Origin of the sequence: Paenibacillus sp. B1-35, assembly GCF_050474385.1 — a bacterium.
GTDB classification, from domain to species: domain Bacteria; phylum Bacillota; class Bacilli; order Paenibacillales; family Paenibacillaceae; genus Paenibacillus_B; species Paenibacillus_B alvei.
Map to the genome: position 1 here is coordinate 1,444,280 of NZ_JBCHVJ010000001.1, position 12,962 is coordinate 1,457,241.

Genomic DNA, 12,962 nt, shown 5'->3' on the forward strand with positions numbered 1-12,962 from the left:
TATGCAAAAAAGAAAACGCGGCTATCGACATATATTACAAAATTTAATGGGCTTGCAAAGAATCTGCAACTTTTGGGGCACGTATGATCATTATAATAGTATGGAGAAAACTTACAACTACTTATTATCCCTAACTGTTTAGGGTTGTATAGTGACGAGGAGGCTTCCTTTGAATTCATTTCACGAAAGCAGAAAAGACAGGTATGCCCGCAAAAAAAAGCAACGGCTTCGCAAAATGAAAATGATAGCCGGTATTGGGCTGCTTATTTCGGTTGGGCTTGTATGCATGCTCATTCTGACAATGACAATGCGTGCTGTAGACAATCATTCGGAATTGGTTACTACTTTGAATCCAGATGTGACGCCTATCGCTCCTCTTGACCCGAATCGAGAATATGATCGAGGCGGAGAAAAAAAGAGTAATAAGGATACGATCAAGGTGTCATCTTCTCAGGATGCCATTCGAATCATCTTTGCAGGAGATGCGTTGATGGATTGGTCCGTTAAGGAAACCATTCGCAAAAAAGGGCCTGATTATCCATTCGTATACGTTAAAGACGAGGTCAGCAGTGCAGACTATGCCGTAGTGAACTTGGAGACGGCCATCACTCATCATACCGAAAAGGATACAAATCAGCTGTATAACTTTAAATCCGATCCTGCGTCTTTGCAAGGTCTCAAAAATGCTGGTTTTAATCTCGTCACGATCGCCAACAACCATACACTTGATTTTAAACAAAAAGGGTTTCTCGACACTTTAAAGTATTTGGAGCAATATGATATCCCCTATATAGGCGGCGGGAGAAATAAAGAAGAGGCTTATCGCGCACATACTGTAAAGATGAAGGGTAAAACCATTAAGTTCCTTGCCTTCTCCCGATTCATTCCCCAAACCTACTGGTTCGCTGGAAAAGACAGGCCAGGTATCGCAGAGGCATATAATAAATCAAGTGTTCTTCCCGTTATCAAGAAAGAACGTGAAGACTGTGACTACTTGCTTGTTTATCTGCATTGGGGAGTTGAGAAAAATCATCGCCCAGAACCATGGCAGCGCAATTATGCCCGTGAAATGATTGATGCCGGGGCAGACGCCATAATCGGCAGCCATGTTCATGTTTTGCAAGGCTTCGAATTTTATAAAGGCAAACCCATTGCCTATTCCATCGGCAATTTCCTATTTCCCGACTATGTACGCGGTGATAAAGCAGATACAGGTCTCTTGAACCTGACGCTGGATCAAGGAAATATTGAAATGTCCTTTACCCCTTACTTCATCTATAAAGATCAGATTATTAAAAAGGGCGAAGCTTATGATAAAAAGCAATTAAAGTATTTGGAATCCATCTCGATTGGTGTTAAAATTGACGGCAAACAGGTGCGGGATGCAGTGAAGGCAAATGGGAGTGCAACCGCTCCGCCTACACGCTAACCATGCTAGATATGCCGATATCTCGGTCATAAGTCGCGAACCTGTTCCAGGATTCGCGTCTTTGTATGTGCACAGCGTTATGACGCAGCATGTATAGCTAGAAAGAGGAAGGAAGATATAATGTGACACAGCCAAAAATAACAATCATCGGAAGCTTGAACATGGATCTCGTTACCGTTACCTCCACGGTGCCTACACAAGGCGAAACCGTCACTGGACAATCATTTGCGACCATGTATGGAGGTAAGGGAGCCAATCAAGCGGTTGCCTGCGCTCGGCTTCAGGCGGATGTCAGCTTCATCGGATGTGTAGGCAATGACACATTTGGCACGATGATGCTGGACAACTTGACACGCGAAGGCATACATACAGAAGCTGTCGAGGTTCTTCATGACGTATCTTCAGGAACCGCTTCCATTATAGTAAAGGATGGGGACAATCGCATTATTGTCGTACCAGGAGCTAATGCGCTTGTTACACCTGAACGAGTTCGCAAATACGCCGATGTCATACGCCAATCCGACATTATCGTTTTGCAGCTTGAAATTCCTCTTCCTTCGGTACGAGCAGCAATCGAGATCGCGGCTGAAGCACACGTCCCTGTCATCCTTAACCCAGCGCCAGCGTTGGAATTGGATGAACAGTTACTAAGCCTGGTAACTGTAATTACTCCTAATGAGCATGAACTTGCCGAACTGCTCGGCATGTCATCTCAGGGAAATACTTTCGATTGGCAATCTGCGCTGCAGACGATGCCGGGAAAAATCGTTTTAACCAAAGGTGCTGAAGGAGCTTATTGGTCGGATGCCAACGGCGAGCTTCATCACTGTCCAAGCCATCATGTCGATGTTGTCGATACAACGGGAGCTGGAGATACATTCAATGGTGCTCTGGCCGTAATGCTCGCAGAAGGACGCACCATGGAACAAGCAATCCGGTTCGCTGCTGCCGCAGGGGCATTGTCTGTAACTGTACTCGGTGCGCAGGGAGGTATGCCGACTCGTGAGCAACTGATGGATTGGATGATGCAGCAACAAGCGTAATATCCCCATTCATTAAGGAGGAAGCAATAATGGCAACGATTCGCATGCTGCAGCCGCTTGATTATGATGCTGCAGCCAAATTGTCTGATGAAGTGTTTCGCAATGAAGAACAGATGTCAATGGCACATAGTTTTTCGTACTTGTTCTCCCCGATTACCGCTCATTCATTCGGTGCCTTTGAGGACGGAGTATTGCTAGCACATATGGGATTGCTTCCATCTATCGTTCGAGTTGGACGATCAAAATTGCCTGTGTTCTCACTCGGCTCGGTATGCACCTCTGAAGCTGCTCGCGGCAAAGGGTTCGGTACTGATCTGCTGCACAAGGTGCAAGAACATGTGGATTCAACAGGCGCTGTTATGATGTTCGTTTCCGGAGGACGCTCGTTATATACACGCAATCGCTGTTATTCCTTTGGAAAAACCCATGTGTATACCATTACACCAGACGGATCTGCTGTTGCAGAAGCTGATGTTCAAGCACGAGTTCTGACGGAAAATGATTGTTTCGCATGGTATGAGCTTGCCCAGCAGCGAGAAGCTGCATTTGATTTTAGTCTTTGGGATATGCATGGCCTTGAACACGGTGGATCCTTCGCCTCCTGTGTCATGATGAAGCCGAAAGTTTATGTACTGGAGCGCAATGGTCAAGTCACTGCATACATCTATTTGATGAAACCATCCTCAAAACAGCCGGATGCCCCATCTCATATTTATGAATATGGCGGCACAGCAGAAGAGGTATTGCTTTTGATGCAGCTTGTCATGAAGCAAAAACAAATTGCAGCTTCCCAGATCTATGTTCCTTGGCAGGATAAGGAGATGATCGCTCTGCTTGGAAACTATGCCTTGGAAGAAGCGCAAAATCAAGGGACGCTTTACATTCCAAGCATGGAGCGACTGTTCCGTTATATGAAGAACTGGTGGAATGATCAAAGTGCATTGGCTGCCAATATTCAAGTTACCGATCTTGAAGGTGGCAATGTTCGCCTAGAATATCCTGGCGCAGAATCGATTGAGCTTGCTGAAAGCCAGTTGCTCTCCTTATTATTCGATCCGAAGGCAACCAACCTTTTGCCGCCTGCTTGGCCTTCCGCAGAGCAGCTGAAAATTACAATACCGCTTCCTTATACAATCGGTTTATATTACATATAATTTCGTAGCCATTTAAAATGTAGGATTACATGTTAATTCATACAGCAGCTACAACGCAAGTCATGGATTACGTTTCATCCATTCTTTCAGTTATGATTTCGTACTGCTTAAAAGCGCACTAAAATTAGTGCGCTTTTACTTTTAAAGATACTGAGTTCAGTACAATCCCGCTTTACTCCCATGCATTTCACTTGATGTCAACCATATCTATCGCATACAATTAACTACAGTAGTGAGTTATCATTTGAGATAGAATCTTAGATTCAGTCATGCCTTTATTTTCATGCATCATTATTTCGATGCAGCCACCATTTAATTTGTAAAATAGGAGCATTTAATTATGGCTACCATTTATGATATTGCGAGACAAGCCAATGTCTCCGCAATGACCGTATCACGCGTCATTAACAATACAGGTCGAGTTAGCGAAAAAACTCGCACCAAGGTAAAACAAGTGATGGAGGAAATGCAGTACATACCGAATTCGGTCGCTCGTTGTCTCGTTACGCAAGAAAGCAAAATTTTATCATTGCTTATTACAGATATAACAAACCCATTCTTCACGACAATGGCGCGTGGAGCAGAAGACGCCGCAATGCAACATGGATACCGACTCATGTTCGGCAACAGCGATGAGAGCTTGATCAAAGAAAAAGATTACGTACAAATGATATTGTCGATGCGCGTAGATGGTGTCTTATTTGCGCCCAGCGGAGACCAGTCCAAAGAGCATCTAGAGTGGCTGACCAGACAAAATGTACCGTTCGTTCTGCTTGATCGCGAGGTTCCAGGCATCGAGTGTGATGCTGTACTCGGCGACAGCCGAGGCGGTGCCAAGCATATGGTGAGTGAATTAATCCGATATGGCCACCGACGCATTGCTTTATTGAACGGCTCTGAGGAGGTATCTACCGCTAGAGAACGCAAAGCGGGCTACATTGAAGCCTTGCAGGAAGCCGGAATTGCATTTGACGAACAGCTATGTATGCAGATGGGCTATTTACATGAACGAGACGCTCTTGATTTATCTTGCTGGGCAGAAATGGAGCCGCAAACTCGTCCTACTGCGATTTTCGCAGCCAACAATATGCTCGCACTCTCTATTTATACAGCACTGAGAAGTGTCGGACTTCGTGTCCCAGATGATATCTCTATCGCTTGCTTCGATGATTTCGGCTGGGTGGAAGAAGCCAATCCGTTCTTCTCTGTTGCCTCTCAGCCTGCCTATCAGTTCGGTGAGATTGGCATGCAACTGTTGCTGGAGCGTATCAAAGATCGTGAGCAAGCTCCCCGTCGTGTCATTCTTCCTTGTCAAGTTCATCTGCGTGAATCGGTGCGGCAGCTTTAATCTATTTTTTAATTCCTCAGCCTTATGGCCTGCTCATTGAGTTCTTACCGCTTTAGAACAGGCCTATCCTTTTCTATCGAATATACCGTTCTGACATTCATACTATATTGCTGCCTTCGATTAATCTCCCTATAATCACCCCCTTATACTATCTCCTAACATATATGCATATTGTTACCAGTAGACCTGATAGATCCTGCGTACTAGAATAGATACATTGACGTTTTATTTACTTTTACACATAAAAGCGTGTATGTATAAAAGCGACCAGGTTAGCTTTACATACTAGAATATGTTATCTATCAAGGAGTTGAACGATAATGAATACGAATGATGAACAATTGGTCCTGCGTCCGCTTCGCTTCTGGCAAAGCATCACCATCTTTGCTGTCATCATTGCTATTTTACTGTTTACGATTCTCGGATGGGGAGCACAGCCTCATATTCCGCTGCTTGCAGCAACAGTCGCTGCCGGATGCCTGCTCTTGCTGTTCGGACAATCTTGGAGCCTGGTGGAAAGAGCCTTGATTAAAGGGCTTCAAGCATCGGTCATGCCTGCTTTGCTTTTATCCCTTATTGGTATACTTATCGCAGTTTGGATGATGAGCGGAACAGTGCCAACGCTGCTCGTATACGGCACATCCTGGTTCCAGCCTCAATGGTTTACAGTTAGCGCCCTACTGCTTACGGTTATCGTCTCTATGTTCGTCGGCAGCTCGATAACGACCGTTGGAACATTCGGCGTCGCACTAATTGGCATGTCTGATTCCATGGGAGTCCATCCTGCAATTGTAGCTGGAGCTGTTGTGTCAGGCGCCTGCTTCGGGGATAAAATGTCCCCGCTTTCTGATACGACGAATTTCGCATCTGCGGTCGCTCGTGTCAGCATGCCTGATCATATCCGCAATATGACCAAAACGACAGTTCCTGCGTTCATCATAACTTGTATCGCCTTTTTATTTTTCGGTTCCTCGGCTCAATCCAACGTTGATCAGCTGTTGGCGATGCAGCAGGATATTCGCAGCGTATTTCACATTCATCCATTGACATTGCTTCCGTTAGCGGTTGTACTTATCGCTACGTTCAAGCGATTGCCAATCATTATTACGATGCTGCTTGGCATCGGATCGGGTTTATTGGTTACAGCACTCATTCAAGGAAACATAAATGTTCCACAATGGATGGAATTCATGCAGGGAGGATTTCAGGGTAAGTTCAACATGGCGGAAGTGAGCAGCATTGTGAACCGTGGGGGACTGCAGTCCATGACCTGGGCAATCTCGCTCATCGCGATCGCCTTTGCGCTTGGAGGATTGCTGCAGCATGCAGGTATTATTGAAACGATGTTCAACCGACTGATAGCTCCCGTAAAGAGTAAAGAGGGGCTTGTCGTCACAAGTGGACTTAGCTCAATCGGCGTCAATATGATTACCGGAGAGCAGTATATGTCCATTCTTATTCCAGGACAATTGTTCGAATCCGAGTATGATAAGCGAAACATTCCCCGACTCACCTTATCCCGTACGTTAGAGGATTGCGGAACATTAGTCAATCCGCTTATTCCATGGGGAGTCAGCGGTGCGATGATGACGAGCGCGCTCGGTTTAAGTGTGCTTGATTATATGCCATATGCTTTCTTCCTGTGGGTATCTCCATTCATCACTTTTGCTTTTGCCCTCTTGCCCGGCTTAAAGCGAGCAACATTAGGCAATCAATAATTTACAGAAGAGCTCACATTCTATGGGGCGGCAATTGTTTCTTTGATAACAAAATGATACATTGTCGCCCTATTGCTTCTTCTCATCCAATTATGATACTGTCATCTTATCAAGCTAGTCATGGATAAAGAAGAGGGGGATGAACAAGATGCGGTTTATACATGCTCGTATGCCAAGGTATATATTACTTATACTTTGTATACTCGCTGTGTTATGTACTGTACTGTCCCCCATTGGCTCAAATGAAATGACGATCCTGCAACCGGATGAGGCGGCCTATACGTATCCTGACCATGTCAGCTCCGTCGTAGGCATTCATCAGCATCAGATTGGCAAGCATTTTTCCATGCCATTATGGTTTATTTTATTTCTTTTATATATCGCAATTGCTATTTTGAGAAACCAGCTGCCCAGATACAGATTTGATACACCGTATATGATTCTGCTGCGCAACCAAACCTTAAGACCGCTCAAATTCACTTCGAGATTCGTTGCTCGTCTCCTCGCCTGTCCCGTAAACTAACTATTTACAGACGAGGAGAATTAGAATGACGACAACGAATACGAATAAAGAAGTAAAGCAAGCGAAATCGCCTACAGGCAAAGAACAAGCGTTAAAAACAGATATACAGGTCATCAATCGTGATTTGAAGCATATGATTTGGTTTGTCATCTTATCAGCGGTTGTTATCACTGTACTCTATTTCATTATGTAACGACATACATGCACCCCGATCGCAGCATTATTGCAATTGCGTTACGGGGTGCTTTTTTGCTGAACTCCTAATTCGTAAGCGCATTCAAAAATAAAGACATCCGGATGATTGTGCGTTCTGCATTTCCGAACGATGCGTTGACGGAGAACAGGAGTACCATTTTTTATACAGCTTCGAAAAGTAAAGAGCATCCTCGTACCCCACTGAAGCAGCTACCTGCTCAATCGTCAGCCTTGTCGTCATCAGAAGTGTTTTGGCTCGCTCCATCCGAACCCGCAATAAAAACTGCATGGGCGATTCCCCCATTTGTTTGCGGAACATCTTTGACAAATAGGTTCGGTGATAGCCCAGTGTATGTGCCAACTCGTCGATGGAAATGGATTTGTCAAACTGCAGAGACAGCCAGCGGGCTGCTTGCTCGACCTGACGCTCAATATCGGATCGTTTATCTGCTTTTTGCGATGTATTTCCCTTGGCTGACGAACGCGCATACTCTGCGAATGCAACACGCGTATAGCCTTCTGCCTCGATATCTCCTGCTACTCCACCAAGCTGCAGTGCTTTATATACATTCCGGAACATCGCCTCGACCCGATGTGTGCGATAGTTTTGAACGATAGGAGCATGCGGTCCAATGCCAATCGACGCAAGCAATTGATCCGCACCTGTGCCTCGGTATCCGATCCAGCGATATTTCCAAGGCTCGCGTTCATCCGCCACATAATGGTGAAGTTCACCTGGGAAGATAAAGAAGCTATCTCCTTCCCCCACTTCATACGTAACCCCTCTTATCGTAAATGTTCCTTTGCCAGACTGAATATAATGCACAATGCCATAATCATGAACACTTGGCCCTACGTGATGCAAGGGTTCTGTTATCGATTGGCCGCTGAACAATACAGACAGTTCTCCCCTGGAAGGTGCTTCATTTATTGCGAGATTTGCTCGTTCTCCCATCTGTCCCCTCCTTAATTGACAACATTCCTCCATACTCACATTCGTTTTCCCCATACCAACCGGCAGTGGATTTAGATACATTGATTGTACAATAATCATTTCCAAGTTGCATCACTCCATATCTGCTATCACTAACTTTTGTGTGACTGCTTGGAACGAGAGGATGAATGATCGATGAGTAAAATTACTTTTCTCGGTGCAGGAAGCACTGTATTTGCCAAAAACGTACTGGGAGACTGCATGCTCACTCCTTCCCTCCAAGAATTCGAGCTCGCCTTGTTCGACATTGACCATGAACGTCTTCGCGATTCGGAGCGCATGCTGACCAATATGCTTATTACAACTGGAAGCACTTGCCGGGTAGTTGCCTATACCGATCGCAAGGAAGCGCTTCGAGGTGCAAAGTATGTTGTGAATGCGATTCAAGTTGGCGGTTATGATCCTTGCACGATTACGGATTTTGAAATTCCGAAAAAGTACGGCCTGCGCCAAACGATTGCAGATACACTTGGTATCGGCGGAATCTTCCGCAACTTGCGAACAATCCCTGTCATGCTTGATTTTGCAAAAGATATGCGTGAGGTGTGCCCAGACGCTTGGTTCCTCAACTATACGAATCCAATGGCTGTATTGACCAATGTGATGAATACGTATGGAGGGATTAAAACAGTTGGCCTTTGTCATAGTGTCCAAGTATGCGTACCTTGGCTGTTCAATGATCTAGGCATTGACAGCACAGGCGTGCAATCCAAGATAGCAGGCATTAATCATATGGCATGGCTACTCGAAGTAACTCGCAATGGCGAGGATTTATACCCGGAAATTAAACGCCGTGCTATGGAAAAACAGAAAACCAAGCACCACGATATGGTGCGATATGAGTTGATGTTCAAATTTGGCTACTATGTAACGGAATCATCGGAGCATAATGCAGAATATCATCCATATTTTATCAAGAAGCAGTACCCTGAGCTGATCGAGAAATACAATATTCCTCTTGATGAGTACCCTCGCCGCTGCATTCACCAAATCGAGGGATGGAAAAGCATGCGTGAGCAGCTTGTAAATAATCAGCACATTGAGCATAGCCGGACTCATGAATATGCGTCTTATATTTTCGATGCGATGGAAACAGGAACACCGTTCAAGCTGGGCGGCAATGTAATGAATACCGGCCTTATTACGAACCTGCCAAGCAACGCTTGTGTTGAAGTTCCCTGCTTCGTAGACCGCAGCGGAGTTACACCTACCTACGTTGGCGATCTGCCGCCACAGCTTGCGGCGCTGAATCGTACGAATTTGAACACGCAGCTCCTTACGATTGAGGCTGCTATTACAGGGAAGAAGGAGCATATCTACCATGCGGCCATGCTCGATCCACATACGGCAGCAGAACTTAGCTTGGATGACATCGTATCCTTGTGTGATGATCTAATCGAAGCACATGGTAACTGGCTTCCGAAGTTCGTATAAAAAAAGCAAAGCGGTACAGTTGAAATCAACTGTACCGCTTTTTCTATCATTTCTCTGTGTTTACCTGAACTACACGTGTGATTGATTACTCCCCTTGTGCACGTTTGTGTACATCCGATGCTGCCTGTTTTGCTTTCTTTGCCTGCTGACTGCGCTTAATGGACAAACCAGCTGCAACGACTGCGATGACCAATACGATTTCGAACCCGTACTTGATAACTGGATTCGAGAAGTACGGCGCTAGCATATCGAACTTCATAAATTCACCAACGAACATTTTCGCCGATGTCCATGCGAGAACGGCTGAACCAATGACAATAATAGTGGGGAATCGCTCGATAAATTTTAACACAATGGTACTTCCCCACACGACAATCGGAACGGAGATGGCAAGTCCTAGTAGGACGAGCAGGCCGTGTCCATTCGCTGCACCGGCTACAGCAAGCACATTATCGAGCCCCATAGCGGCATCCGCAATAATAATCGTACGAACTGCCGCCCAGAAGCTGCCTCCAGCTTCCACATTATGCTCCTTCTCTTCGACCATGAGCTTTATCGCAATCCATATGAGGACGACTCCGCCAATCACAAGCAAAAATGGAATCTTGAGCAGCCACACGACGCCTAATGTGGCAAGTGCCCGAATGATCACTGCGCCGATCGTACCGAAAATAATAACCTTCTTCTGATCCTGCTTCGGCAGGTTACGAGCTGCTAGACCAATAACAATTGCGTTATCCCCTGCTAACACCAAGTCAATGACGACAATGGACAGCAGCGTGGTCCAGAACTCTAATGATAATAGCTCCATCGATAGTTCCCCCTTGACGTTAGTATGTATAAATACTGTAAAAAACATGAACGCCGCTACCACGAAAGTGGTAACGGCGTTTCCGATCAGAAAGAGACCTTCACCAACGCAACCATCGTGGCAAAGGTCTCGCAAACAACGTTATCTATACGTTGCCAGTAGCGCCGAGGATACGCGTTGTGGCGGATCCCGTAATGACGACGGTTACTGTGCTAGCTACTCCCCTTTGGAGTATTCGTTTTTTCAGTGAACTTATCATAACACCGGTTATCAAATTGTTCAACCATCATTTCTCTCTATTTTCTCGCTCTATTACGGATCTGGCGTTGTTCGAATGATAACAATTGGGTATGATGAAGATATACGTATTTAATCATAAGGAGGCTTCCCTATCGTGAGCGAAGAACAATCCAATCATCATCCTTCACTTGAAAAAGCGACCTTTGCAGGTGGCTGCTTCTGGTGCATGGTCACGCCGTTCGAAGAGCTTCCTGGCATCCATTCAATTGTGTCTGGCTATACAGGAGGACACACAGACTGTCCTACATATGAGCAAGTATGTTCGGAAACTACAGGGCATGCCGAAGCTGTTCAGATTACATTCGACCCTGCCCTATTCCCTTATAAAAAGCTGCTTGATATTTTCTGGCAGCAAATAGACCCAACCGATGAAGGCGGACAGTTCCACGACCGCGGTTCGTCATATCGAACGGCCATCTTTTATCACAATGAGGAGCAGCATAAGCTCGCAGTTCAATCAAAGCAGGAGCTGGAGCAGAGCGGTAGATTCGATAAGCCGATTGCAACAGAGATTGTTCCTGCAGGTATATTCTATCCTGCCGAGGAGCATCATCAGCATTATCATCAGAAAAATCCAGCCCATTACAAGCGTTATCGTGCTGCGTCCGGCAGAGATGCCTATATCGTAAGTCACTGGGGCGTAACAGAACAGCAGCGTGCAGCTCTTTCAGAAAAGCTGACGCCGATCCAATACCGGGTAACACAGCAGAACGGTACAGAACCGCCTTTTGCCAATGAATATTGGAACCATGAAGAGGATGGCATTTATGTTGACATCGTATCAGGCGAACCTCTCTTCAGCTCCTTGGATAAATTCGATGCGGGCTGCGGCTGGCCAAGCTTCTCGAAGCCGCTTCGCTCCAGTCATGTTGAAAATAAACTGGACACCTCTCACGGTATGGTTCGTGTGGAAGTCAGAAGCAAACTTGGCGACTCTCACTTGGGTCATGTGTTCGACGATGGCCCTACGCCTACCGGACTTCGGTATTGCATAAATTCAGCAGCTCTGCGATTCATTCCGAAGAATAAACTGGAACAAGAAGGTTATGGTGAATTCGCATCCTTGTTCAAATAAGCTTGTATGAAATAAGGCCCAAATCCGTACCGCCTAACAGGGCATCGGTTTGGGCCTTCTTTATATTTTCTCTATGGTCAACAGAATCCCCGTCTTATCGTCACACATTTTAAACCGGGGCATTGTATTACAGCGTTCATCCGTACGTTCGTGTTCCTCCAGTTCCACTGCACATCGTTCCATGCCCTTCTCAATGATGGACTGGAACCAGCATTCTGTACAGCTTTGCTCCTGATCAACATGCCACGGATAGATTCCGTCCGACACGAGCAAGAGATGCGTAATTCCTTGCAGTGGAAGCGCACCGCATTCCATCCGATATTGGACAGCTTCATCCCCATTCAGGACACTATAGCCATTTTCTGCGTTGGCTTGGGCACGATTGTGCAGCAGGATACTGCGGACTACGTCAGGCTGACGATGCTTTCTCCACTCCTCCTCATGATTCATCCATTCTCTCAATGCATGATCATCAAAAGCCGCAACACGATCGTAGGTAACTGCACGAACCCGCCCCGAATCATAACGGGCATAAATCATACAATCCCCTGTCTGTGTCCAGTAAGCATAATGCTCATCAAGCCATACACCGGCATGAACTGCGCCGAATCGCCGGCTCGTCTCCTGCGAGGCAATGTTGTATTTGCGCATGAGGAGATCAAGCTCCCGATTCGCTTCCAGTAGATGAGAGCGCATAATTTCCATTGCAGAACATGCTTCAGATGCCTGTCCCACAATCGATTGCAGTCCCTCCGCAATCTTGATGGCCGCTATTTCACCAGCCGTACAGCCAAGCTCATCCACAATTGGTTCCAATCCGGATACCCCATCAATCACTGCATACAGTTGCTGTTCAGGAAGTGCGACCATCCGGTCTTCATTACGCATGCCTTGCCCTTGTCTTGTAACAGCATCACAATGAACTCGAATCACTTCGA

At 46.0% G+C, this 12,962-nt stretch carries 12 protein-coding genes; 9 read left to right on the forward strand and 3 right to left on the reverse strand.

Translation table 11 applies throughout. From position 1 onward, the window contains the following. The first annotated feature begins 169 nt into the window (after positions 1 to 169). The 7 genes from ACQ5BJ_RS06235 (at position 170) to ACQ5BJ_RS06265 (ending at position 7,408) form a co-directional block, all read left to right on the forward strand. Complete coding sequence (locus ACQ5BJ_RS06235; protein ID WP_430109101.1) at positions 170 to 1,429, forward strand: CapA family protein; 1,260 nt, start codon at positions 170 to 172, stop codon at positions 1,427 to 1,429. Positions 1,430 to 1,551: 122 nt separating this feature from the next. Further along, a complete protein-coding gene (gene rbsK / locus ACQ5BJ_RS06240) occupies positions 1,552 to 2,472 on the forward strand; it encodes a ribokinase (protein ID WP_005546606.1) in 921 nt (306 codons plus the stop codon). Between the two features lie 29 nt (positions 2,473 to 2,501). After that, positions 2,502 to 3,626 (forward strand): GNAT family N-acetyltransferase, encoded by a 1,125-nt coding sequence (locus ACQ5BJ_RS06245; protein ID WP_430109103.1) that lies wholly within the window; start codon positions 2,502 to 2,504, stop codon positions 3,624 to 3,626. Between the two features lie 340 nt (positions 3,627 to 3,966). Continuing rightward, positions 3,967 to 4,974: a LacI family DNA-binding transcriptional regulator gene (locus tag ACQ5BJ_RS06250; RefSeq protein ID WP_163977018.1), complete on the forward strand. Its 1,008-nt coding sequence runs from the start codon at positions 3,967 to 3,969 to the stop codon at positions 4,972 to 4,974. Between the two features lie 320 nt (positions 4,975 to 5,294). Beyond that, positions 5,295 to 6,692, forward strand: coding sequence for a Na+/H+ antiporter NhaC (gene nhaC, locus ACQ5BJ_RS06255; protein WP_289355877.1), 1,398 nt, complete (start codon positions 5,295 to 5,297; stop codon positions 6,690 to 6,692). 148 nt (positions 6,693 to 6,840) lie between these two features. Then, entirely contained in the window at positions 6,841 to 7,215 is a 375-nt protein-coding gene (locus ACQ5BJ_RS06260) for a hypothetical protein (RefSeq protein ID WP_005546597.1), read from the forward strand. Between the two features lie 25 nt (positions 7,216 to 7,240). Further along, positions 7,241 to 7,408: a hypothetical protein gene (locus ACQ5BJ_RS06265; RefSeq protein WP_005546596.1), complete on the forward strand. Its 168-nt coding sequence runs from the start codon at positions 7,241 to 7,243 to the stop codon at positions 7,406 to 7,408. An 84-nt stretch (positions 7,409 to 7,492) separates the two neighbouring features. Here the strand turns inward: ACQ5BJ_RS06265 and ACQ5BJ_RS06270 are convergent, their stop codons facing one another. Continuing rightward, on the reverse strand, positions 7,493 to 8,365 hold the full coding sequence (locus ACQ5BJ_RS06270) for an AraC family transcriptional regulator (RefSeq protein ID WP_040735822.1): 873 nt from the start codon (positions 8,363 to 8,365) through the stop codon (positions 7,493 to 7,495). Between the two features lie 174 nt (positions 8,366 to 8,539). Here ACQ5BJ_RS06270 and ACQ5BJ_RS06275 point away from each other — a divergent pair, with 174 nt between their 5' ends. Next, positions 8,540 to 9,838, forward strand: coding sequence for an alpha-glucosidase/alpha-galactosidase (locus tag ACQ5BJ_RS06275; protein ID WP_005546592.1), 1,299 nt, complete (start codon positions 8,540 to 8,542; stop codon positions 9,836 to 9,838). 85 nt (positions 9,839 to 9,923) lie between these two features. Here ACQ5BJ_RS06275 and ACQ5BJ_RS06280 read toward each other — a convergent pair whose 3' ends face one another. Further along, on the reverse strand, positions 9,924 to 10,649 hold the full coding sequence (locus ACQ5BJ_RS06280) for a TerC family protein (protein WP_005546590.1): 726 nt from the start codon (positions 10,647 to 10,649) through the stop codon (positions 9,924 to 9,926). A gap of 394 nt (positions 10,650 to 11,043) precedes the next feature. On the opposite strand from ACQ5BJ_RS06280, the gene msrA reads away from it, so the two are divergent. Next, a complete protein-coding gene (gene msrA / locus ACQ5BJ_RS06285) occupies positions 11,044 to 12,024 on the forward strand; it encodes a peptide-methionine (S)-S-oxide reductase MsrA (RefSeq protein WP_005546588.1) in 981 nt (326 codons plus the stop codon). A gap of 60 nt (positions 12,025 to 12,084) precedes the next feature. Here the strand turns inward: msrA and ACQ5BJ_RS06290 are convergent, their stop codons facing one another. Then, positions 12,085 to 12,957: a protein phosphatase 2C domain-containing protein gene (locus ACQ5BJ_RS06290; RefSeq protein WP_289355880.1), complete on the reverse strand. Its 873-nt coding sequence runs from the start codon at positions 12,955 to 12,957 to the stop codon at positions 12,085 to 12,087. Positions 12,958 to 12,962: the final 5 nt, after the last annotated feature.